General features: G+C 54.2%; 19 protein-coding genes. 6 read left to right on the forward strand and 13 right to left on the reverse strand.

Going from position 1 to position 22,884, the window contains the following annotated elements; all coding sequences use genetic code 11:
- Positions 1-783: 783 nt before the first annotated feature.
- The 11 genes from AC6I7A_RS11050 to AC6I7A_RS11100 all read right to left on the reverse strand — a co-directional run bounded on the left by AC6I7A_RS11050 (position 784) and on the right by AC6I7A_RS11100 (position 16,844).
- Positions 784-1,866 (reverse strand): acyltransferase family protein, encoded by a 1,083-nt coding sequence (locus tag AC6I7A_RS11050; protein WP_058958308.1) that lies wholly within the window; start codon positions 1,864-1,866, stop codon positions 784-786.
- Between the two features lie 459 nt (positions 1,867-2,325).
- Positions 2,326-3,078: an L-cystine ABC transporter ATP-binding protein TcyN gene (gene tcyN, locus AC6I7A_RS11055; RefSeq protein ID WP_009089631.1), complete on the reverse strand. Its 753-nt coding sequence runs from the start codon at positions 3,076-3,078 to the stop codon at positions 2,326-2,328.
- Positions 3,075-3,743, reverse strand: a complete 669-nt coding sequence (gene tcyL, locus AC6I7A_RS11060; RefSeq protein ID WP_009089629.1) for a cystine ABC transporter permease — start codon at positions 3,741-3,743, stop codon at positions 3,075-3,077. Before tcyL ends, tcyN begins: the two co-directional genes overlap by 4 nt.
- Positions 3,743-4,543, reverse strand: coding sequence for a cystine ABC transporter substrate-binding protein (tcyJ, locus tag AC6I7A_RS11065; protein ID WP_009089627.1), 801 nt, complete (start codon positions 4,541-4,543; stop codon positions 3,743-3,745). Before tcyJ ends, tcyL begins: the two co-directional genes overlap by 1 nt.
- A 113-nt stretch (positions 4,544-4,656) precedes the next feature.
- The gene (locus AC6I7A_RS11070; protein WP_046102064.1) at positions 4,657-5,643 is read right to left on the reverse strand and encodes a D-cysteine desulfhydrase; all 987 of its coding nucleotides are present in this window, start codon (positions 5,641-5,643) and stop codon (positions 4,657-4,659) included.
- Positions 5,644-5,835: 192 nt separating this feature from the next.
- Positions 5,836-6,339 carry a flagella biosynthesis regulatory protein FliZ gene (gene fliZ / locus AC6I7A_RS11075; protein ID WP_009089624.1) on the reverse strand — a complete coding sequence of 168 codons (504 nt, stop codon included), beginning with the start codon at positions 6,337-6,339 and terminating at the stop codon, positions 5,836-5,838.
- Positions 6,340-6,389: 50 nt separating this feature from the next.
- A complete protein-coding gene (locus tag AC6I7A_RS11080; RefSeq protein WP_058958307.1) occupies positions 6,390-7,112 on the reverse strand; it encodes an RNA polymerase sigma factor FliA in 723 nt (240 codons plus the stop codon).
- Positions 7,113-7,256: 144 nt separating this feature from the next.
- Entirely contained in the window at positions 7,257-8,225 is a 969-nt protein-coding gene (locus tag AC6I7A_RS11085; protein WP_058958306.1) for an HNH endonuclease signature motif containing protein, read from the reverse strand.
- Between the two features lie 183 nt (positions 8,226-8,408).
- Positions 8,409-11,801, reverse strand: coding sequence for a glycosyltransferase family 2 protein (locus AC6I7A_RS11090; protein WP_058958305.1), 3,393 nt, complete (start codon positions 11,799-11,801; stop codon positions 8,409-8,411).
- A gap of 106 nt (positions 11,802-11,907) precedes the next feature.
- Positions 11,908-15,429: a glycosyltransferase gene (locus tag AC6I7A_RS11095; protein WP_058958304.1), complete on the reverse strand. Its 3,522-nt coding sequence runs from the start codon at positions 15,427-15,429 to the stop codon at positions 11,908-11,910.
- 209 nt (positions 15,430-15,638) lie between these two features.
- A complete protein-coding gene (locus tag AC6I7A_RS11100; protein WP_009089615.1) occupies positions 15,639-16,844 on the reverse strand; it encodes a FliC/FljB family flagellin in 1,206 nt (401 codons plus the stop codon).
- Between the two features lie 337 nt (positions 16,845-17,181).
- Here AC6I7A_RS11100 and fliD point away from each other — a divergent pair, with 337 nt between their 5' ends.
- From fliD to amyA, 4 genes are all read left to right on the forward strand, one after another.
- Positions 17,182-18,597, forward strand: coding sequence for a flagellar filament capping protein FliD (gene fliD / locus AC6I7A_RS11105; RefSeq protein ID WP_009089613.1), 1,416 nt, complete (start codon positions 17,182-17,184; stop codon positions 18,595-18,597).
- Between the two features lie 8 nt (positions 18,598-18,605).
- Positions 18,606-19,013, forward strand: a complete 408-nt coding sequence (gene fliS / locus AC6I7A_RS11110) for a flagellar export chaperone FliS (protein ID WP_009089611.1) — start codon at positions 18,606-18,608, stop codon at positions 19,011-19,013.
- Entirely contained in the window at positions 19,013-19,378 is a 366-nt protein-coding gene (gene fliT, locus AC6I7A_RS11115; protein ID WP_009089609.1) for a flagella biosynthesis regulatory protein FliT, read from the forward strand. The genes fliS and fliT overlap by 1 nt, the downstream gene beginning before the upstream one ends.
- A 103-nt stretch (positions 19,379-19,481) precedes the next feature.
- Positions 19,482-20,963 carry an alpha-amylase gene (gene amyA / locus AC6I7A_RS11120; RefSeq protein WP_046102069.1) on the forward strand — a complete coding sequence of 494 codons (1,482 nt, stop codon included), beginning with the start codon at positions 19,482-19,484 and terminating at the stop codon, positions 20,961-20,963.
- Between the two features lie 83 nt (positions 20,964-21,046).
- Here the strand turns inward: amyA and yedD are convergent, their stop codons facing one another.
- Positions 21,047-21,520 (reverse strand): lipoprotein YedD, encoded by a 474-nt coding sequence (yedD, locus tag AC6I7A_RS11125; protein WP_058958303.1) that lies wholly within the window; start codon positions 21,518-21,520, stop codon positions 21,047-21,049.
- Between the two features lie 252 nt (positions 21,521-21,772).
- On the opposite strand from yedD, the gene AC6I7A_RS11130 reads away from it, so the two are divergent.
- The gene (locus AC6I7A_RS11130) at positions 21,773-22,096 is read left to right on the forward strand and encodes a DUF6388 family protein (RefSeq protein ID WP_009089604.1); all 324 of its coding nucleotides are present in this window, start codon (positions 21,773-21,775) and stop codon (positions 22,094-22,096) included.
- A 69-nt stretch (positions 22,097-22,165) separates the two neighbouring features.
- On the opposite strand, the gene iraP is transcribed toward AC6I7A_RS11130, so the two are convergent.
- Positions 22,166-22,453: an anti-adapter protein IraP gene (gene iraP, locus AC6I7A_RS11135; RefSeq protein WP_009089602.1), complete on the reverse strand. Its 288-nt coding sequence runs from the start codon at positions 22,451-22,453 to the stop codon at positions 22,166-22,168.
- A 177-nt stretch (positions 22,454-22,630) separates the two neighbouring features.
- Here iraP and AC6I7A_RS11140 point away from each other — a divergent pair, with 177 nt between their 5' ends.
- Entirely contained in the window at positions 22,631-22,870 is a 240-nt protein-coding gene (locus AC6I7A_RS11140) for a DinI-like family protein (RefSeq protein WP_009089600.1), read from the forward strand.
- Positions 22,871-22,884: the final 14 nt, after the last annotated feature.

Genomic DNA, 22,884 nt, shown 5'->3' on the forward strand with positions numbered 1-22,884 from the left:
TCCGGCAGTTTCAGCTTCGCCTCTGCAGGCGACCGACAAGGGGGCGCCAGTCGCCGCGCCCCCTTGACCCCGGGCTCCGGCCTGCCTCACCGCCGCTTCGCGGTCCCTTCGCTTCTTCCGGATTTCTCACGGACCGGCAGGACGCACCATCCCTGGCGCGACCCTGCCTCTTCGCGACATCCCTGTCGCTCGTCCTGAAATCCCTCATCCGCTCAGCGGCTCAGACGGCCTCCCTCCCCGCTGTTATCTCTTCTTTTTTATGTGGCTCTCTTATTGCAGTGAGAATTGTGTAGGAGTCTTGCGCTTTCAGGCCAGCAGATAGCTCTGCATCCCGGAAAACATAAGATTTCAAAGGCGGGGGTGTGGGAGAGGCATCCGGCGCGCTGAGGAGCAACCGGAGGCCAGGATGAGCCGACAGGACGTCGGCGAAAGGACGGCACGAGCCAGGGATGGCGAGTCCGGACGGTCCGTCGGCCGCAGGGCGTGACGAAGGCACCCCGCAACGCGGGGCGCGGAGGCTGCCGGACGCCGGGATTGTTAAGGGGCGGGCGTCCGCCCCTTGACGCGTCCGCCTGCACGGGCAGGCTGAAACTCCCTCACGCCTGGCGGGCGAAACCCTCTCAGAGCCAGCCCACCGCCAGGTAATCACTCCCACGCCCGACAGGCCAAACCCTCTCAGAGCCAGCCCACCGCCAGGTAATCACTCCCACGCCCGACAGGCCAAACCCTCACAGAGCCAGCCCGCCGCCAGGTAATCACTCCCCGCCGCCAGGCGCTCCCCTTTTACTGCGAAACCACATTCCGCTGCCGCTTAAGCAGCGTCGGAAACAGAAACAGCGACTGCCCCACCCCGCGGTTGGTCAGCGACCAGATCGCCACGGAACAGAGCGAGCAGAGCGCCACGATCACCACCGGATAGAAGCAGGCCCAGAAAAATGAAAACCACGCCTGTTCAAACAGGTGATGCCGCTGCGCGAAGAGGATCGCAGACATACCAAAGAACTCGATAAAGATGCGGTGAATCACATAAATCTGCAGGGTATTGCGGCCCACCCAGTTGAGATAACGCATGCTGAAATGCTGATTCAGCCAGCGACAGGCCGCAATACTGAACAACACCGCCAGCACACACAGGAACAGACTCTTATCCAGACCGAAGATCACATGGATACCCGCCACGGCGGCCAGTATCGCCCAGGGCATGACGTTCTCACGACGCCATTCACTCAGACGCAGCATGGTCTGGCTCCAGAACGCGCCTAACAGGAAGAACAGGAAATACTGGGCCAGGCTCTGTGGTCCCCAGAACGGGATCACTTTCTCGACCGCCAGATAATTAAGCAGGATAGCCACCGCCACCAGGGCCAGCTTATATTCACGGAAAATTTTAGCGCAGAGGAAATAGAGTCCTAAGCCATAGAGATACCAGGAGGTACTCATCGCCATAAAGGTCAGCTTGAGAAACTCAAACAGCGAACCGGCATACGCAGCATTCAGGTTCTGTGAAATACGCTGCCCGGTAATTTCCGTGGAGATACCAATAATGGACCACCACTGAATAAAGCCCCACAGAATATAGAGATAAAAAAGATTGGTAATACGACTGGTAAATACCTGTTTCCAGGGCCGGTTCAGAATACCGTTGGCGGCCAGCAGTCCCGAAACAAAGAAAAAGGCTGGCATCCTTAAGGGTGACAGAACCGTATTAAACTGTATCCATATTTCGGCCGGGACCCATCCGGCGGAGAGATATTTTATTGTCCCTTCAAAACCGGGTAACACGGTGTGGTACAGGACCACCAGCAATATGCAGGCACCCTTCAGGGTGTCTACCCACAATATCTGGTCTGATTTCGTCTGGCTCATTAATTGACTCCTGCTGCGTAGGTCAGAATGCGGAAAAGGAAAGCGAGGAAATCTCTGTGGCTTTTATGATTATCCAGCGATTATTCGCCATTGATGCCGCATTGAATGTAGCGAAACTCCTAAAACCCATTATCTGGCCCTGACGTTACCGTTATTTACTTAGCAGAACGTTTCCTTACACTTATTGATTTTCCCTGCTCTGCGCCCGATATCATCCGAAGCGATGAATTAAAGGAAAATAATCTTTGATAATGCTGACGGGATAAATAAGAGAAAGCGGAAGAAATAAAAACCAGTCAGCCGTTGATGAAAAGAAAAGATTTGTCAGATGTGGCAAAAGGTTTAACCGCTTATCAGCGCATTATGGTACAGCGACCCGAAATAGCATGAGAGCGCGCTATTCCGGATTAAACAGGGAGGAGTAAAAAGCAATGCGGCCTTCCGGAGAAGGCCACTGAATTACTGACTGAGGAACTTGTCGAGGAACTGGCGGGTACGCGGCTGCTGCGGGTTACTGAACAACGCTTTCGCGTCGCCCTGCTCCACAATGCGCCCCTGATCCATAAAGATGGCGCGATCTGCCACGTCGCGGGCAAAGCTCATCTCATGCGTGACGATCACCATGGTGCGTTTCTCTTCGGCCAGTGCGCGAATGGTGCTGAGCACCTCCCCCACCAGCTCCGGATCCAGCGCAGAGGTGGGTTCATCGAACAGGATCACCTCCGGTCGCATCGCCAGCGCACGCGCAATGGCCACACGCTGCTGCTGTCCACCCGACAGACGGCGCGGATAGCTTCCCTCTTTGCCGTGCAGGCCGACCTTCTCCAGCAGCGTGCGGGCGCGTGCGACGGCCTCCGCCTTCGCTTCGCCTTTTACGATCACCGGTCCTTCAATAATGTTCTCCAGCACCGAACGGTGGGGAAACAGATTGAAGTTCTGGAAGACAAAACCGACCTGCTGACGCAGACGACGCACCTGCTCTTTCTGTTTGCTCTGCGCCAGCGCGGCATCCACCGTAATCTCGCCGACCCGGATAGTGCCGCTGTCCGGCACTTCCAGCAGGTTAATACTGCGCAGCAGCGTGGTTTTACCTGAGCCGCTGGGGCCGATAATCGCCACCACTTCACCGGCGGCCACATCAAGATCGATGTCGTGCAGCACCGTCTGGCCATTAAATGATTTCACCAGCTTTCTGACTTCGATGGCACTCATTTCGACTCCGAATCCTGACGGTTAACATGCTGTTCCAGACGACTCTGCAACGCAGACAACACCGTGGCCATCACCCAGTAGATCAGCGAAGCCGCCAGATACATGGTAAAGACTTCCAGTGTACGCGAGGTGATCAGCTGCGCCTGACGGAACAGCTCAGGCACCTGGATGGTCGCAGCCAGCGAGGTATCTTTTACCAGGCTGATAAAGCTGTTGCCCAGCGGTGGCAGTGCGGTGCGCGCCGCCTGCGGCAGGATAACCCGGCGCAGGGTTTGCCAGCGCGTCATGCCGATACTCGCCGCCGCCTCCCACTGTCCGCGCTCAATCGCTGCGATGGCACCACGCAGGGACTCCGAGGCGTAAGCCGCGGTGTTGAGCGAGAGACCAATCATCGCCGAAGGGATCGGGTCCAGCTCAATGCCAAACTGTGGCAGGCCGTAGTAGATCATAAACAGCTGCGCGATCAGCGGGGTGCCGCGAAAAATCGAGACATAGATCCGCGACAGCACGCGAAACGGCCAGAAGTGAGACAGCCGCATCAGCGCCAGCAGAAAGCCCAGCAGCAGGCCGAAGAACATCCCGCCGATGCTGAGCTGCAGCGTGAACAGCGCGCCCTTTAATAAAAAAGGTGCTGAATCCAGCACCAGTTGAAGGCTTTCCTGCATTATTTCGTCACGTCCGCGCCAAACCATTTCTGAGACAGCTTGCTCAGCGAGCCATCTTTCTGCATATCAGCAATGGCCTGGTCGATCGCCTTCAGCAGATCGTCGTTGCCTTTACGCACGGCAACGCCCGCTTCCTGACGGGAGAAAGCGTCACCCGCTACCGCCATGGTATCGCCGGTTTTCTTCACCAGATCCAGCGCCGCCAGACGGTCAACCAGAATGGCATTCAGACGACCTGAGCGCAGATCCTGATATTTGGTCGGGTCATCATCATAGGTACGCACGTCCACGCCCTTCACGTTCTCACGCAGCCACTGCTCGTAGTTGGTGCCGAGACCCACGCCAACTTTTTTACCCGCCAGATCAGCCGGTTTGCTGATGGTGCTGGCATTGGCCTTCATGGTCAGCGCCTGAATACCGGAGATAGTGTAAGGCGTAGAGAAGTCATACTTCTTCTTGCGCTCATCGGAAATGGTCACCTGGTTAATCACCACATCGATGCGCTTTGCGTCGAGGGAAGCCAGCATGCCATCCCATTTGGTCGGTTTCAGACTCGCTTTAACGCCCATGTGCTGTGCCAGCTGCTGCGCAAATTCCACTTCAAAACCGGTCAGCTTGCCCTGCTCATCCTGGAAGCTGAACGGCGGATAGGTGCCTTCCAGACCCACCAGTAGCGTGCCGCGCTCTTTAATCTTGTTCAGCAGATTTTCTGCTGCAAAGGTTTTAACGTTGACGCCAGCAATCAGCGCCACGGCCATAACGCCCATCACCATCTGACGACCTGCACGAGAAAAGGACATATTTACCCCATTTTTGACAGTATTGTGTGTGTGTTTTTATAAGGGCAGCACGGCGAGTCGCTGCCAGTCCGGAATGATAACGCCCGGAGTATAAACTGTTTTATTCGCTTGTCTCAGATCGAAGGATGATAAGCAAATAACGCGGGCGCGCCGCCAGTATGAATAAACAGCAACGGGCCTTCGCGACGGAAGCGGTTCTGACTGATGCCATCAATCAGGCCGGCCATCGCCTTGCCGGTATAGACCGGGTCCAGCAAAATGCCTTCCAGCCTTGCCAGCAGTTTCACCGCCTCCATGCCCTCTTCATTTGGCTCACCATAGCGGGGCGCAAAATACTCATCCCACAGCGTGATCGGGGCCGTTGCCTGCACCTCCAGTGAGGCTGCCAGCGACTGACGCAGCCGCTCAACCAGCGGCAACTGCGCGTCGGTCTGACGTGAAACGGTGACGCCCACCAGCTCGGTTTCCGGCAGCAGCTGCTCCAGGCCGACCGCCAGCCCCGCATGGGTGCCCGCGCTGCCTGATGCCACCACGACGGCGGCAAAATCCACCACGCCTTCGCTCTGATGTGCAATCTCCTGGGCGCACTCCACATAGCCTAGCGCACCCAGCGCATTTGAGCCGCCGACCGGAACGATATAAGGACGGAATCCCTGCGCTTCCAGACGTGTAGCCTCTTCAGCCAGCTGTTCGGCGGGATTATGCAGCGCATCCACGGCGATCACCTCCGCATCCATCAGATCCAGCAGCAGGCGGTTGCCGTTGCTCAGGTAGTTTTCAGCGTGGGTACCAATCGGGTTTTCCAGCAGTGCCACGCACTTCAGGCCGAGGCGGGCTGCCACGGCCGCGGTCTGGCGCACATGGTTGGACTGGATCGCGCCCGCCGTCAGCAGCACATCCGCCCCTTCGCGCAGCGCATCGGCCGCCAGGAATTCGAGTTTTCGCAGCTTGTTGCCGCCCATCGCCACTGGCGTGAAGTCATCACGTTTGATGAAAATATCGCGACCCAGATAGTCGGAGAGGCGTGGCAGGTGTTCTAACGGTGTCGGGGCGCCCAGCAGTTCAAGACGCGGGAATTGGTGTAACAGATGTAAAGACAATGCTGCCTCCGTTCGGGCATTCAAATTATCCTTACAGTGTTGCAGAAGATGCGCAAAGGATCACTCTGATTCAGGTGACCGTCGATGCGGTGAGGAAGCGGCGCCGTGCTCCCCCCTTCTCCGTTACCCGGCAGGCGGATAACAGAGTAACGTGCCGCAGGCACGCGGGGGAGCCCTCGGTGCAGACCAGGGTTACCCCTGCTGCCAGCCTAAGAATTGATCGTACTTGCGCAGCGCGATGCGGTAATTATTATTTCCGGCATCCGGCAGATCGCTTTCCAGACACTGATGCCAGCTCTCTCCCTTAAGCCTGTCGGCGGGGAAATTTTTGGCTTTAAGCATCTCATCCAGCCGACGCAGCCGCACCACATATTCGCGAATCGTGCTGGGGCTCATTTCTGTCTGTTCAAACAGGTACTGTTTGAACGCCATAATGTCGAAATAATTCGGATGAGTATTGCAAAAAATATCGCTGCAGAAGCGACAGAGCGCGGTCAGCTCTGGCTGAAGCTTTAGCCACAGTTGTTCATCAATCATCTGGTCCATCCGAGCGATGGCCTCTTTATTGATGATCTGACCACGAAAAACGAGCGCCATTCGATCTAATACCTTGCCACAATGCGAACAGTTGCTCTGGCTGTGTTTATAGTCTTTAAGATAACGACTTAACGGTCTGGCCTTGGTCTTGGCTCCCATTACTGAGTCCCCGGTTTCTTATATTTTTGAATCGCCAGGAACTGATACTGCTAGCGCGCTCCCGTAAGCCGGGCCCGCAGGCGTTTAATCGCCTGACTGTGCAGCTGACTGACGCGGGATTCACCCACATCAAGCACCGCGCCAATCTCTTTCAGGTTCAGTTCTTCCTGGTAGTACAGTGTCAGCACCATCTTTTCACGATCGGGTAACGCTTCGATCGCTTCAATGACGCGCTCACGCAGACTCCCTTCAAGCAACTGATGAAGCGGATTAGCCTCCTCATGGCCTTCCGTCACCAGCTCCGCACTGTCGCCGTGCTCTTCCCGATACTCGTCGTAGGAGAAAAGTTGACTGTTGTTGGTGTCCAGCAGGATCTGCCGGTACTCCTCCATGGAAACGTTCAGCTGCTGCGCCACTTCCTGCTCGGAGGCGGAACGCCCCAGCGACTGTTCTACCTTGTGCATCGCTCCGGCCACCTCACGCGCGTTGCGGCGCACGCTGCGCGGTGCCCAGTCCCGACTGCGAAGCTCGTCGAGCATTGCGCCACGAATACGCTGTACGGCGTAGGTGGTAAAGGCTGTTCCCTGTAGCGCGTCATAACGCTCTACGGCATTCAACAGCCCTATCCCCCCGGCCTGCAGCAAATCGTCAAGTTCAACGCTGGCCGGCAGGCGAACCTGCAGACGCAGCGCTTCATGGCGCACCAGCGGCACGTAGCGCTGCCAGAGCGAATGCTTGTCCATCACGCCTTCGGCGGTATAGAAATCGTTCACGTTGACTACCCTGCGTTAATGATGTTATCGGCATGATTATCCAATTCTGTAGCGTTTTCGATTGGAGGAATAGGCGGGGTAAAACGAGGCTATTTCACTTTTGTTACCTCAGAATGCAGATCCTTCTGCACTCTTCAGCGGGGATTATCGACGGGCGCGCAGCCGTTGCCGCGTGGCGGGTGGCACCGCAGCCCACAGGCTGCAAATCCGGCCATCCAGCTCCTGATACCAGGGCAAAATATGTTGTTGTGCATCCTCGCCGGGATGCACAGTGATCTGTCCCGACTCACCATCAATGCTAATCAATCGGTTAATAAACAACCGCTGCAAATCACTGCGTAAAAACAGGCCGTTATCGATGCTGTTGTCCGCCACCAGCCCGTCATCGCTCTCCTGGGTGTCGATATGGCAGGCTTCGACCCAGGGCCAGCTATGCCGTTCGGTCAGCTCTGTGCCGGTCATGACACAGGCACCGTAGCGGGCTTTTACACCGGCGATAAACTCCGCCTGGCTGGCCCGCTGCAGCACCCGCGCCTTGACGCGTCGTCCGACTTCCGTCCCCGGCATCACCGCCGCAGGCACCTTGTGCTCTGGCGTACTCAGCACCACGATAAACTGGATAGTCTGCGACTGCGGAAAACAGGGGTTCGCCTGCGGGTTAAAGAGCTGCCAGTAGGCCTCATCCTCATCCTGATGCATCATCACCAGTTTATAGCCGCGACTCTGCAGCAGATTCTGTGCCGTGGCAGATTGCGGATCGATCATGGCAAAAACCTGACTGCTGCCCATCACTTTCCACAGGTTGTCGCGCTTTTCGTTCTCGCTGCGGCGGAAATAGAGGAAAGAGAGATTCTGCTTCAGATAGTGCTCAAAGCGGCGCAGGTAATTCTTGCGCTCGTTATCACTGGAGATAAACAGCAGATCCTCCAGCGGGCTGTTGCTCTCTTCCTGGGCGAAGACCGCGCGTATCTTCAGGGTTCGCAACCCGGTTGAGGGACTCAGCAGTGCACGTGCCGTCAGCTCTTTTTCATCAGGGTATTGCTGGGCATAACGCCGGGCGATCTCTTCAAACGTCAGCCGCTCACCCGGCAGCAGGTCATAGTTGAAGCGCATAGACACTCCACAAAAGTTAACATCGAAAGTTATAGTGTTCTGTGAAGAGTTATCGGCAAGCGTGGCGGGAACTGTAACGGGCGGGGAAAGTTGTGATGCAGGTACAGGCAGCCTGACCGAGGCTGGTTCTGCAAAAAACCGAAGTCGTCTGAGCGGCTTTGCTACATGCCGCTCCGACGGAATTTATGAGGATTGCGTCTTCAGCCATGCGGGGCGTTCACCCGGAAGATGAATCCAGCATGTATTGACTTCCTCATACAGAGCCTCACCCAGGCTTCGCATCATAGAGGGATTGTTAATCAGTTTATTAATCATAAATCGCCACTGAGACGTTTTATTTTTAATGCGCTTAACACTGACAATCGCTTTGTAGGCCTCATGATCGCTGGCAAGCACCGGATAACCGCAGGCTCCTAACTGCGCAATGACCCGATGGCCTTCTGCCTGGTTAGGAAGTATCTCTGCAAGAGGTGCCAGCGCCAGATCCAGTTTCAGTGACTGAAACATCGCCGGGAGCCTGCTGTGCGGAACTTTACGATGATATTCGTGGACCGTATGCTTCCAGGCATCAGGACAGGCCCCGTATATAATCCAGTCAACACGTTCGCTCATTTCTCTGATAAGGGTATCAATCAGCATCCAGTCTTCTGTCATTAAATCTGTCAGCACCACCCCCACTCTGGGCTTGCCTGAATGTTCAGACGGACGATCCTCAGGAGGAGCGAGCCGCTGCCATGCTGTACTGAGTTTGTCAGCCTGAAGCACCGCGTGTTTATCACGAAATAGTGTCAGCGCCGCACTGTTTCTGACCAGTAACGTATCAGCATTCTGCAGGCCTTCATCAGGACACTGCCCGTTGCGAAACGACTCTCTGGTGACTTCAACGACGAAACGGGTCTCCGGAAGCACTGCTTTGTTTTTAATCAACTGCGCATGGCGGCTCGCCACGCTATCGCTGAACACAATATGCGCCGGGTTCAGCCGATAAAGTTCAACAGGCGTTGAGCGTTGACAGTCCAGTGCGGCAATCAGGCTGTCCGACGCTGTAGTCAGCCGGGAAAGTTCTTTCACACGCTGAGCTTCGTCATGGTCGTCGGCATTAAACACCCATAAGGCGCTGAGTGGAAAGCCTAATCTGGCGGCCAGCAGCGGACGATTATTTTCCCTGACAACCTCCCCCTCCTTACGGCTGATATTGGGATTCGAGGCGGGGTCGTGGGCTATATATCGAAGCCATTTCTCTGTAAAAAGGCTATTTCCGGAAACTAACGACACATCCGTCAGTACGTCGTCATAACTGACTCTGGAGAGCGGAACCGCTATTTTAACCACGCCTGGCACTGAAGCCCGCAACAGCAGATCGCTGATGGCCTCAGGAAGAGTCGCAAACTGCTCATCCAGCCCTCCTGCCTGCTGACAGGATGAGGTACGGATCATAATACATTCAGTCGTCAGCAGCAGATGTTGCTGCGGAGCAACCCGGTCAGCCTGGCCTGGCGAGTCTGTTGACGATGCGGTTTCAGCCTGACCATATTTCCGGCGAAAGCCGCCATCAATTCGTCCGGAAGAGTAAAGATCTTCACGGTTGTCGACCAGAAAAGGCGCACAGGCGAGGAGTTCAGCGCGGCCACAGTGATCCAGTAAGGCTTCCAGCCAGCGCGTATGATTAAAATAAATACCCGCAGAGAGGCAGAGTGTAAATTCGCCTCGCGCCACTGAAATGCCATAATTCATGGCGCTGACAGCATTAATTTTCTCGTCTACAAAAAAGACCCTGAAGATAGCGTTATTCATCGTTGCCAGAGAGGAGAGCCACTCTCTGACCGCCGGGTCCGTTGAGCCGTTATCAATAAAAATAATTTCATAGTCGACATCCACAACGGTATCGACAAAGGTCGCTACTGCTCGCTTAGTGCGGTTAATGTCATCTTCCACGACAAGAATAACGGTTAACTTACTGATTCCGCTGGCGCCGTATCGGACAGTAAAAACAGAGCCCTCTCTTTCAACCGACGCCTGGCTGTACTCGCTGCCCGCGAGATATTCAGCCAGCAGAGATTCCTTTAAAGAGGTATGCTCACGTTCTTTTGATAAAAGCTGAATCAGCGGAACCGGAACGTGCCGGATATCGGCAGCAAGGCCAGCACTGACCAGCTGTAATAAAAACGCTGTTTCGACAGTGTGAGGAGAAATATTTCGCGCGCGGACAATCTCCAGACACAATTCGCGCCTGAAGAAGGCTCCTCGGGCAAATCGCTCGGGCAGCGCCAGAAAATAATCCCGATCAAAATCGGGTAAAAACATCTCACACAGGCCGTCAGCCTGCCGGACAACCCGGTCAGAATAAAATGCCAGTGACGCCGCGGTTTGCTCTTTGAAAAGCCAAAGGCCGGAAAACAGCTCCGGATAAATGAGGTCACCGGATCGCAGAAATAATACCCATTCACACAGGTCTTCGATAAGCAGTTGATGTAACCAGCCGCTAAAGTGACCCTTGCCCTGCTCCTGTTCAGCGGAGGCATCGACAGCATAAATTTCAGCCTCCAGCCCCACATACCTGAGCGATGAAAGTATGCTGTCGCACGCAACGGCAGGATTATCGTCCAGAATGATAACGCGAACAGAGAGAGCCGTTTCTGCGCTGCTGTGCGCGTAATTTTTTACCGGGTAGTCGGCAAGCCACTTTTGCGTTGAGACAACCTTCTCTTCATTTTTAATACCGGCAGCCGTCTGCGTTTTAATAAAAAAGTGACGAAGCTGCTGTGAGAAATCCGCTTCAAATTTTCTCATGTGGTCGCGAACTTTCCAGAGCCGGGCACGCTCGCGCTCTAATTCAGCGGTATCATCACTGAAGCAGACCCCGGCCCCTCCCATATCGCGAATCGACGCCTCTGAGATCGCGAGTTTCTCATACCCCTGTGCAACCATTGAGACGACAGGCGTTCCACAAAGCGCAGCAAGATTACAGGTCCCGGACCATTCAAAGGTATACATCACGCTGGCCGATTTCAGAATCTCAGCCAGTTCCGCCAGAGGACGAGGATTCTTCACCGATATGATGACGATGTTGTCCGGTAAGGTTGTAAAATCCACCTTCTCTACCGGTACGCGATTCAGATAAAGAAGCGTCGTCGTTTTTGCTCTGCCATCGTCATAAAACAGCTCTAAATCCGGCCCCACCATCGTCAGAAAATCAACGTCAGGTTCATTGATAATCAGTTGGGAGCTATACCAGAAAAAGAGATCCTCTTCGGATTCGTTTAACCGGTTTCCATTGAGTAACCCTTCATGATTTAACATGTAGCGCACGCAGACGTCAGCGTTAAGCGGATTGCCCGAATAGATCTCCGGGTAGACCGCGATGGGGGTAAGCTGAGCTTTTTTATGCTGGCGCCAGGTTTCCGCATCCAGTCTTGGCGTCTTCCAGGCGGCATTAATCACATTGCAGTCGACCATCCAGGCGTTACCGCCCTGCAGGTTTATCTGATGGCAGAGCTTGTGCAAAGCCTGAATCCCACCGGATGACTCCCGATAGTCAGGTGAAACAATATAATACGGATGTTTTAATTCAGACATGACCATTCCCGCCTGCCACGTTAATGGCATCTCCAGACCGCGTCACCATGACATTACATCAGGCTATCTGACGTGATAGCCCGACATTATCTTTTGCTGAAACTGATTAGGGCCGCCACGCCTGTGCCCATAAACGCAGATTTTCGCCTGTCAGCATCCAGTCTCGCCGGACGATGGCCTGCAATTCTCTGCCCATTTTTGCGCTGGCGTCGGGATCGGCCAGATGCATGCGGATAGCTTCGCGCCAGTCGATAAATTTGTTATTAACCCGCGTGACCGGCAGATCATCCTGCTGGTAGCAGGCCACGTTGCTGCAGATAACCGGCACGCCGCATGCACCATATTCCAGTAACCGCAGATTACTTTTACAGGCGTTGAATATGTTGTCTTCAACAGGTGCCAGCGCCAGGTCCAGATTCAGTGCCGCCAGTGCGGCCGGGTAAAGAGGCAGATCGACGCCACTGTGAATTTCGTGCACATAGGGTCGAAGTTTATCCGGGCACATGCCCATAAACACCCATTCAACCTCTCCCGACAATTCCCGCACGATGTCAAAAATCATCTCAAGGTCGCCCCGATGGCTGATCCCTCCGGCCCAGCCTACACGCGGTTTCCTGCCCTGATTGCGCAGGGATTGCAGTGTGCCCCAGGCTTCTGACGGCAGGCGGTTTTTTACGACAACGATATCCGGATGCATATCCCTCATCGCTTCCGCCAGTGGAGCTGTCGACACCACAAAGCGGTCAAAGAAGCTCAGGCTCTTGCGTATTAATTTTGCCGTCTCCTGCTTGTACGCCTGACGACCATGATGCTTCATAGGGAGGTTAATAATGTAGTCATCCAGCTCGAACACTTTAAAGACGTTGTGTAGTTTACCGACCCGTTCCATCCAGGTGTGAAAAGCCGGTGAATAGCGACGCTGAATAATCAGACTGTCCGGTCTGAACTGCCCCATTTCACTTAACGTCAGCAGCGTCATGCCGCTACTACCCTGAGCGACGCCCTCCGCTATCATCGCTTTAAGCGGTTGGGTAATACGGTAGTGACCGCAGCCGTAGATATCGGCATTGTGCGCCAGGAATGAAGGCAGATTTTCTGCCCTGAGTGGCTGCCAGCTGAACTCATCATTTCTTAATTCAAAATGCCGGCTTCTCAGGGAGAGATTCGGGTTATAGGCAGGATCGCTGGCGATGACCGGCATCCATTGCGCGTAGACCTTATCTTCTTCCAGTTGCTTTAATTTCGTGGAGGCGTGTACCGTTTCATCCGGGAAAGGACTTTTGCGGGCAGCCGGCCGATGCAGTCGGGCATAGGGGGTCCAGACTGTCAGATACCCTTGCTCGCGCGCCTTCAGGCAGAGATCAACATCGCCATAAAGACGTTTGTTGTCGTCAAATCCTCCCAGCTCGTCAAAGACAGATTTACGCATCAGCACCAGTTCGCCAGACACCGCGCTGTAATTCTGATCGAGATGCATGCGTCCCAGATAATTGGGTTCATTATCATCGTTGCCACGGAAAACCTCACCGACCGCTCCGTTAACACCGAGAACATAGCCCGCATGACGAATTTTATTGTCAGACGAAAGATGTTTTGCGCCTGTGGCAAACACTTCCGGCCTCTGCCCATGATTAAGAAGATTGTCGAGCCACTCGCCATCAGTAACCGCCATTTCACAATGCATAAACAGCAGATAGTCACCCACGGCCAGTTCAGCGGCACGATTCGCCATGGCACCGTGACTGAATCCGCCGTCGAACATTACCGTTTTTATCCGTTGAGGATCGACGCTGCCAATATCGGACAGCCATCTATCCCGCTCAGGCGTTCCCTGGTTATCGCAGATAATGATCAGTTCATAGCGGTGATAGGTGGTTTTCTCGAGCAGCGTGGTGACACAGCTAATCAGTGAGGCAAGGTGCCAGTTCGCCAGGATAACGATCGAGACGACCGGCTTATCAGGATGGTTATACCGTAAGCGGTAATTGAAAAATTTATCTAACGCCGCCCGCCCATCGGGATAGCCACGGTTCTGCAGATGGCGTTCAAGAATGGCCACATCTTCCAGGATAGATCGGCTTTTAAGCTGCCCTGTCAGCAGCGGCTCAGCCACGTGACCGATGGCCTCGAAACCCTGAGACTCAATCAGTTTAACGATAAGATCAAACTCAGCTGATGACGGATAGTCAGCATCCAGGCCCCCCGCCGCTAAAAGTAATTCGCGCCGGAACAGCCAGTGTTGCGCCATTGTTTTCGGTGAACTGAGTAAGAGATCGAGATTCAAATCAGGCCGGAAAGCGGCCCCCACGGGCGCATTATCAATATAGAAAAACTCATCCGCGTAAAGCGCCAGATAACTGTTTTGTGGGATCAGCCTGGCGCTGAGGGCGGTCATTCCTGAATCATGCATCGTGCAGGAGGCATCCAGAAACATCACCCAGTCATCGTGACGTGCGTCGATAATCTGATTGATCACGCTTATTCGAGTCTGCTGCGTCGCAGCATAGCATTCCGCGTCAGCAACACAGTCCAGATCCAGCGTCACGATGACGGGTTCGAACCGGACTCCGGTTCTCTCACCTTGTCTGATTGAGTTAAGCAGCGTTTCCAGATCGGCGACATTCTCTTCCGTCACGGTGATGATCACCAACACGCTCACATCATGGGCGTTAGCGGCGGCCATATCCGTTAACCTGTTTTGCTGCATGGCATTCAGCGTGCGCGAACGTCGCCAGGCTGCCAGCACATCCAGCGTAAAATTCTTTTGTTGCTCCTCCGCCAGATTTCTCAGACTAAAGTGATCGGGCTGCTCTAAACAGGCCACCTGCGCCAGATGGGGCGCATGGTCAGCCTCCCCGAACCAGCTCTCCTGACGGATTTGCTCATATAAATATTCACGACCGCTTGTAAACAGCTCATCACTTTCGCGTTGATGAGGCTGGCGCTCAACATCTGAAGCACGCACGCAGCACAAAGGCGCAGAAAACCAGAGGAGATGAGTATGACTCAGAAGGCTGTAGCAGAAGGCCAGTGCCGGAATGGCCTGCAGTGCCGGATTACCCTGAGTAAGCAGCGCCTGGTCGATAAGGCTGGCGCTGATGTCGTCGCGGTAAAACAGCGCTGCCGTCAGTTCTCCCGGCAGACTGTATGCTTTCAGCGTCTGATTACGCAGAAAATCTCTGCCATTGATAATGAGATTTTCCTGGCTCAGGGCGGAAGTGGAGAGAAGCCCGTCAAGCCTTTCACCCTGTGGCCCCACCCGCTCACGCCGTGTCAACGCGACCCGGCAGTCAGGAAAGGCTTTCAGTCCAGCAACGCAGGTTGAGATATTGTCAGGCTTAAGGAGATCGGCATCAGAGAGAAACTTGATATATTTTCCACGGGCAGCACTAACCGCTGCCTCCAGAAGCTGAACGACCGTACCTTCTGTTTTTAAATAGCGGATAACATCGCAGTGCCGGGGAAGATACCGTTGCAGCGTCTGATGAATGAATTGCGCGTCACTGTAATCAGCCACAATGATTTCGATCGGCTGATAATCCTGATTGAGCGCGCTCTCCAGCGCCTCAGTAAACCAGGTGGCAACGTCTGCGGTAATGATGATGCTGACAAGGTCTTGTTGATGCATTTTGCTCTCTCTCACTGACTCCTCTTAGTCACAGCCGGCTAAGAGCAGCGCATATTTTGCTTTAGCATAGGCTTTGTGCCTGGGTTCAATCGGTGAAGTAAAAGAGCAAAAAGGGCCCATTCTGTCAGAACAGCCAGGCGCTTCTGTTTTACGCCCATAAAAAAACCCCGCCGAAGCGGGGTTTTTGCATCCATTCCTCAGGGGAATGATTAGCCCTGCAGCAGAGACAGAACCTGCTGTGGAACCTGGTTCGCTTTCGCCAGCACGGAGTTACCTGCCTGCTGTACGATCTGCGCTTTAGACATGTTTGAAACTTCAGTTGCGTAGTCAGCATCCTGAATACGAGACTGTGCAGCTGACAGGTTAGTGGTGGTGTTGCTCAGGTTAGTCACGGCTGAGTTCAGACGGTTCTGAATCGCACCCAGTGAAGAACGGAACTTATCCACGCTTGCAATCGCATCATCCAGCTTAGCCAGTGGGTTAGCTGATGCACCTGAAGTCAGGCTGGACAGGCTCATGTTAGTCGTGTCCAGTTTGAACGCTGCGGTGCCAGTAGTGGTTGAGGTATCAGCTGACTGTGGATCTACAGCAACATAGAAAGTTTTAGCATTTGCAGCGCCGCTCGCGATGTCAAAGCCATTTGCTTTCAGGTTGTTGGTTTCAGCATCGCTTGCTGAAGTTACGGTGACTTTAGCAAACATTTTGCCGTTGTCATCTTTGTAGACGGTACCAGAGTCTACAGCCACACCTGAAGCAGCCACACCCAGACGGGTAGACAGCTCATTAGCAGTTGATTCAGCAACAGTTGCGCCAGTTACGTTAGTGGTAGAACCGTAAGCAGCTTTGAACTCAGTTGCGCCAGCTGCAGTCGGGGTACCAGCAGGACCGTTGACGTTGAAGCTGTCCAGACCCAGGGTCTTGGAGTCGATTTTTTTCAGGTCGATAGTGATGGTTTCGCCATCGTTAGCGCCAACCTGGATGTTCATTTTGCCGTCTTTAGCCAGCACGTTCACGCCGTTGAACTGAGTCTGACCAGAAACGCGGTCAATCTCGTCCAGACGTGATTTGATTTCGTCCTGGATTGAAGATTTGTCAGAATCTGAGTTAGTACCACTTGCAGCCTGAACAGTCAGTTCACGGATACGCTGTAAGTTGTTGTTGATTTCTGACAGCGCGCCTTCAGTAGTCTGCGCAGCAGAGATACCGTCGTTGGCGTTACGGGCAGCCTGAGTCAGACCTTTGATGTTAGAGGTGAAACGGTTGGCAATCGCCTGACCAGCAGCGTCATCTTTCGCGCTGTTGATACGTAAACCAGAAGACAGACGCTCCATTGAAGTAGACAGAGCTGACTGGTTCTTGTTGATGTTGTTCTGAGTGATCAGCGAGAGGCTGTTGGTGTTAATGACTTGGGCCATGATAAATTTTCCTGTTAATCAAGTCTTTCGGTTAAGGTGTGGGCTTCAACCCGCCGGCTTCAGCGCCGTCAAAGTTGTTATCGTCTGCCGTCAAACAACCTTTAGAATTTTTTTAGTACCAGGCGAAATTTTTTGCTTCTGCCTGTCACGTTTGAGGTTATCGCCACCCTTTCCGACTTCTTTAGACCTGATTCATTAATTTTCTAACCGCTGAATTACCCTTCTCTATAGTGCCTGTTTAACTCATTACACTAAGGCAAATACCTTTAAACTTTCCGCATTCAAGGCCGATAACCCAGGTATTCATTTTCCCTGTCGACCTTATAAAGGAATTAACATGGCTAGTATTTCCAACCTTGGTGTGGGTTCCGGCCTGCCACTCAGTACCATGCTTGACAGTCTGCAGACCGCTGAAAAAGCCGCGCTGAAACCGATTTCTACCCAACAGTCAGCGTATACCGCTAAGCTCAGCGCCTACGCGACGCTGAAAAGCTCACTGACGACGTTCCAGACGGCGAACAGTAAGCTCAACAGCGCCGATCTCTTTACTGCAACGACGGCGACCAGCAGCTCCAGCGCATTCAGCGCCACCACTTCTGGCAGCACCGTGGCGGGTAAATACTCTATCAGTGTTACTCAGCTGGCACAGGCACAGGTCCTGACCTCAGCGGTGCAGAGCAGCAACACCGCCGCGCTGGGTGACAGCTCCGCGTCCAGCCGCAGCATTGCCATTACCTTGAAAGATGGCACCAGCAAAAGCGTGACGCTGACCAACGAACAGACCTCCCTGACCGGTATGCGTGACGCCATTAACGGTGCCAACGCTGGCGTCACTGCCAGCATCATCAAAGTCTCGGATGGCAGCTTCCGTCTCTCTGTCAGTGCGAATAAAACCGGCAGCGACAATGCGGTATCAACGATTGCCGTGACCGGAGATGACACGCTGCAGGGGATCGTTGGCTACGACGCCTCCGCCAGCAGCAATGCGATGACGCAAAGCGTTACCGCGCAGAACGCTAAACTGACGGTAAACAACATCGCGATTGAGAACAGCAGCAATCAGATCAGCGATGCGCTGGAAGGAATTACCCTGAATCTTACCGCGCAGACGGTAGGCGACCAGACGCTGACCATTACGAAAGACACGTCAAAAGCCTCAAGCGCCATCAGCACCTGGGTCGACGCTTACAATACGTTGCTGGATCAGTTCAACACGCTGACCAAATATACCAAAGTCGACACCAACAGCGATGCGCAGGACTCCAGCAATGGCGCCCTGCTGGGTGACAGTACCTTACGCACCATTGAAACCCAGCTGAAGAGCATGCTGACCAATGCGCAGAGCTCATCCGCCTACAAGTCACTGGGTCAGATTGGTGTCACCACGGACCCTACGACTGGCTCACTGAAGCTGGACTCCACCAAGCTGAGTGCAGCCCTGGATAAAGATGCCGCTGGCGTCAAAGAGATGATCGTCGGTGATGGTAAGACCGGCATCAGCGCGAAGATAGACAGCAAACTGACTGAATGGCTGGCCTCTAAAGGGATTGTTCAGGCCGCGACCGACGGCGTAAGTAAAACATTGAACAACTTAACCGCCCTTTATAACACCACCAGCGACCGCATCGACGCAGATATCGCGCGCTATAAAACGCAGTTTACCCAGCTGGATCTGGCGATCAGTAAACTGAACTCAACCAGTACCTATCTGACGCAGCAGTTCGATACGTCAAGTTCTTCTGAAAAATCATAGGAGTGACCATGTACACCGCTACAGGCACCAAAGCCTATGCAAAAATTGGCGTCGAAAGTGCCGTGATGAGCGCCAGCCAGCAGCAGCTGGTCGTGATGCTGTTCGACGGCGCACTGAGCGCGCTGATCCGCGCCCGTCTGTTTATGCAGGATGGCAATATTGAAGGTAAAGGCACCTCAATTTCTAAAGCTATCAATATTATCGAAGCTGGCCTGAAAGAGGGGCTTGCTGAAAACAGTGGTGACGAACTGGCAGATAACCTGCTGGATCTTTACAACTACATGACGCGTCGCCTGCTGCAGGCCAACCTGCACAACGATGTTGAAGCGGTCGGGGAGGTCGAAGGCCTGCTGCGCAACATCGCGGACGCGTGGAAAGAAGTAGTTCAATCTAACCTGATTCAGGACGCCGTTTAATGACTACTGCACCGCATCTGATTGCCGTTTACCAACAGTTACTCGATCTCAGCCAGGGCATGCTGCGTCACGCAGCACAGGGCGAATGGGATGAATTGATCAGCAGGGAGATGGAGTATGTCAGCGCGGTGCAGAATTTAGCCCAGTCGACAGATAAGGCCTCGCCGTCGGCGCAGACGCAGGAGCAGCTGCGCCCGGTGTTGCGGCATATCCTGGATAACGAAAGTGAAGTGAAACGTCTGCTGCAGGCGCGGATGGATGAGCTGGCCGCGCTGGTGGGTCAGAGCAGCCGCCAGAAATCTGTCATGTCCGCCTATGGTAACCAGGGCGGTGTGGTGATGGTGCCCCGCGAAACCCTCTCCTGATCCCCTGCTCTGCCACGCCGCCAGATTTATTTTTCTGCGCGGCGTCTCTTTTCTGCCGCTTACTCCATACTTGATTTTCATCATCCCCCCTGGAGAGCGGTACATGCAAAACCCAACGTTATTACAGTTTTTCCATTGGTATTACCCGGATGGCAGCAAACTGTGGCCTGAAGTCGCCGATCGCGCGGCGTGGCTCAGCGAAACTGGCATTACGATGGCGTGGTTACCACCGTGTTACAAAGGGGGTTCGGGTGGTTATTCTGTCGGTTACGACAGCTATGATCTTTTTGACCTGGGGGAATTCGATCAGAAAGGCGGGGTTGCCACCAAATATGGCGACAAACAGCAGTTACTGGCCGCCACAGAGGCGCTGCGCAGCCATAACATCGGGGTGCTGCTCGATGTGGTGGTGAACCACAAAATGGGCGCGGACGAGAAAGAGGCGATCAGCGTTAACCGCGTCAATCCGGACAACCGCGATGAAATTGACGATGAGGTCGTCGAGTGTGAAGCCTGGACGAAATTCACCTTTCCGGCGCGCGCCGGGGAGTATTCGAAATTCATCTGGGATCACAAATGTTTCAGCGGCGTAGACCACATTGAAAATCCGGACGAAAACGGTGTGTTTAAAATCATTAACGATTACACCGCGGAAGGCTGGAACGACCAGGTGGATAACGAGCTGGGTAATTTCGATTATCTGATGGGGGCCAACATCGATTTCCGCAACAATGCGGTCAGAGAGGAGCTGAAATACTGGGCGCGCTGGGTGATGGAACAGGTTCCCTGCACCGGTTTCCGCCTGGATGCGGTAAAACATATCCCGGCGTGGTTCTACAAGGAGTGGATCGACCATATTCAGGAGGTGGCTGAAGAGCCGATGTTTATCGTCGCTGAATACTGGTCGTTTGAAACGGAGAAGCTGCAGGAGTATGTGCATCAGGTGGAAGGCAAAACCATGCTGTTTGATGCCCCGCTGCACATGAACTTCCATCAGGCGTCAACCGCAGGCAGTGCCTACGATATGAGCCAGATTTTTGCCAATTCCCTGGTGGTTGCTGACCCGTGGCACGCCGTGACTATCGTGGCGAACCACGATACTCAGCCGCTGCAGTCGCTGGAGGCGCCGGTTGAAGCCTGGTTCAAACCGCTGGCCTATGCCCTGATCCTGCTGCGTGAACAGGGCGTGCCAACCGTTTTCTATCCTGACCTGTTCGGCGCGACCTACGAAGATGAGGGGGGTGACGGTGAAACGCATAAGATTGAGATGCCGGTGATCCCGGAACTCGAAGGCCTGATCCGGGCGCGGCAGCAGTATGGCTGGGGTGTTCAGACCGACTACTTTGATCATCCTAACTGTGTCGCCTTCAGCCGCAGCGGCACGGAAACCCAGCCGGGTTGCGTGGTGATTATGTCAAACGGTGATGCGGGTGAGAAAAGCGTGCCCATGGGTGAAGGCTTTGCCGGTAAGGTGTGGCGCGACTATCTGGGTAACCGTGAAGAGACAATCACCGCCGATGAGCACGGCACCGCAGTGTTTGCCTGCAACGGCGGCAGCGTCAGCGTCTGGGTAGTGGCGGACTGATTTTCTGCTGACCTCAGTATGAAGCCCCGGCAGTCAGAGCATCAGGATGGCTCTGCCCTGCCGGGGCTGTTTTACAGGTGGGGTTATGACTGGGCGTTGTGCTCGGTAATCGATGTACGCAGCAACTGGGGTTCGATATTCTGGATCACCGTGGCTTTAGGTTGCTTTGCCATCTCCTCCAGCGCCTGCTGACACTCAACCGTCGGACGGGCCACTTTTCGCAGCGTCAGGCCATCGTAGCTAAGCTCGCCATTGTCGACATCCAGCGGCATCACACGCAGCTGACGTGTCACATTAACGTAGTCGCCATTCAGTCGGGTCAGCTTGCCGGGCTTGGCGATCACCCGCTGCCACTGACGGCAATCCAGCGTGCTGCCATCCGCATTAATAATGATGCTGCCTGTCGCCTGGCTGCTGATCAGACCGCTCTGCGGTCCGACGGTTTGCCAGTTGCCCTGCAAATCGGCAGGTGCCGGGGTCTGCACCGCATTTTCATAATCGTTGATTTGCGCACAGCCACCCAGTGCCAGCGCCGCAATCAGCATCCACTTTTTCATGTTTAATCCCTAAAATCGCGTTAATGGCGGCTACGTTATAATTTTTTCCCCGCGCTGCGCAAGATATCTGACGGTTCGGGCTGCTGCTTCCCCCGGATTGCAGCCCATTTCTCACCTTATCCGTTACCTGGCGTTCCCGGCGCGGCCGTCTGCGGGCGGCCCCCGCCGCGACATTCCGGCGCGACGGTGCCTGACAACCGTAAGACAACCCGTTACACTGGCGCGCTGCAACAGACTTTCAGGAACAGAATGATGAAAACCCCAGAAGCCTACTACGCGCAGGCACGCGAGATGTTTTTTACCGCCCACCCGGACTTTCAGGCTGCCCTTGATGAACTGACTGAGAGCGATGCCCGCGCGGCCAATCTCTCACTGCGAGAGCTGCGCGAATGGCATGCTGAACGTATCTATGCAGCCTTCCTGCGTCAGAAGAATCTGGATGGCATGATTTTTTCTATCCAGCTCGCTGAGCCGGATAAAGCGGTGGCGGCTGAAGCTATCGAGGCTTATCTCAAATCGCATGCTGCGTCACTGGGGATGAGCTGGGAAGAGTTCTGCATTAAAAACGAACTCTGATTGAGGCGACCTCTGAAGACGCGTGCCGGTTAATCTTCTTCAGAGGTCAGTTTCACCCCGCCCGCGCGTTCAGGGGGTCCTGCCCTTCACCTCAACATAACTGGCCACGGCCAGCAGACGATTAATGTGGGTCAGCAGCAAATCAACATCGGACTGCATAAATTCGGCTGAAGAGCGGGAGGCGGTGACAATCGCATCCTGTACGGTTTCGGTAATGGTCAGGGAGTTATCCTGTTTTGCCTGTACCAGCAGCGCCGCAACCAGCAGCGACTGGGCTTCAATCTGAGCGGTCAGCTCTTTCGCATCCACATCCATTTTCGCCAGCTTAAGCAGAATATCGATTACCAGTTGTCGCATCGCGCAGGCCTCCTGAAGAGTAAGCCGCCATTATGTCGCGATGCGCGCGCATTTTTCCAGCTGAAGATGGCGGCCCGTACGGCATAAAAATTTGCGTCAAAACCAGCGCGCAACCTTGCTACTGTTTTTATTTACAGTATTATAGGTCAGCGATTTTGCCCTGAATGGATTGCCATCATGTTTGTTGAATTGATTTATGACAAGCGCAACGTTGCCGGTTTACCGGGTGCTCGCGAGATGATTCTTGAGGAGCTGGAAAAGCGGGTGCATCGGGTCTTTCCTGACATTGAAGTTAAGGTTAAGCCGATGGAGCGTAATGCGATTGACACAGATTTGAGTAAGAACGATAAAGCGACGGTTGCGCGTATCGTGGAAGAGATGTTCGACGAAGCGGAAATGTGGCTGGTGGCCGATTAATCCCTGATCGGCCA

Source organism: Type-F symbiont of Plautia stali, from assembly GCF_059731105.1.

Bases quoted from the DNA above. Each gene is read 5' to 3' on its own strand.
- AC6I7A_RS11050 (WP_058958308.1), bottom strand. From the start codon at position 1,866: ATGAGCCAGACGAAATCAGACCAGATATTGTGGGTAGACACCCTGAAG.
- tcyN (WP_009089631.1), bottom strand. From the start codon at position 3,078: ATGAGTGCCATCGAAGTCAGAAAGCTGGTGAAATCATTTAATGGCCAG.
- tcyL (WP_009089629.1), bottom strand. From the start codon at position 3,743: ATGCAGGAAAGCCTTCAACTGGTGCTGGATTCAGCACCTTTTTTATTA.
- tcyJ (WP_009089627.1), bottom strand. From the start codon at position 4,543: ATGTCCTTTTCTCGTGCAGGTCGTCAGATGGTGATGGGCGTTATGGCC.
- fliZ (WP_009089624.1), bottom strand. From the start codon at position 6,339: ATGGGAGCCAAGACCAAGGCCAGACCGTTAAGTCGTTATCTTAAAGAC.
- AC6I7A_RS11085 (WP_058958306.1), bottom strand. From the start codon at position 8,225: ATGCGCTTCAACTATGACCTGCTGCCGGGTGAGCGGCTGACGTTTGAA.
- AC6I7A_RS11090 (WP_058958305.1), bottom strand. From the start codon at position 11,801: ATGTCTGAATTAAAACATCCGTATTATATTGTTTCACCTGACTATCGG.
- AC6I7A_RS11095 (WP_058958304.1), bottom strand. From the start codon at position 15,429: ATGCATCAACAAGACCTTGTCAGCATCATCATTACCGCAGACGTTGCC.
- AC6I7A_RS11100 (WP_009089615.1), bottom strand. From the start codon at position 16,844: ATGGCCCAAGTCATTAACACCAACAGCCTCTCGCTGATCACTCAGAAC.
- fliD (WP_009089613.1), top strand. From the start codon at position 17,182: ATGGCTAGTATTTCCAACCTTGGTGTGGGTTCCGGCCTGCCACTCAGT.
- fliS (WP_009089611.1), top strand. From the start codon at position 18,606: ATGTACACCGCTACAGGCACCAAAGCCTATGCAAAAATTGGCGTCGAA.
- fliT (WP_009089609.1), top strand. From the start codon at position 19,013: ATGACTACTGCACCGCATCTGATTGCCGTTTACCAACAGTTACTCGAT.
- amyA (WP_046102069.1), top strand. From the start codon at position 19,482: ATGCAAAACCCAACGTTATTACAGTTTTTCCATTGGTATTACCCGGAT.
- yedD (WP_058958303.1), bottom strand. From the start codon at position 21,520: ATGAAAAAGTGGATGCTGATTGCGGCGCTGGCACTGGGTGGCTGTGCG.
- AC6I7A_RS11130 (WP_009089604.1), top strand. From the start codon at position 21,773: ATGAAAACCCCAGAAGCCTACTACGCGCAGGCACGCGAGATGTTTTTT.
- iraP (WP_009089602.1), bottom strand. From the start codon at position 22,453: ATGCGACAACTGGTAATCGATATTCTGCTTAAGCTGGCGAAAATGGAT.
- AC6I7A_RS11140 (WP_009089600.1), top strand. From the start codon at position 22,631: ATGTTTGTTGAATTGATTTATGACAAGCGCAACGTTGCCGGTTTACCG.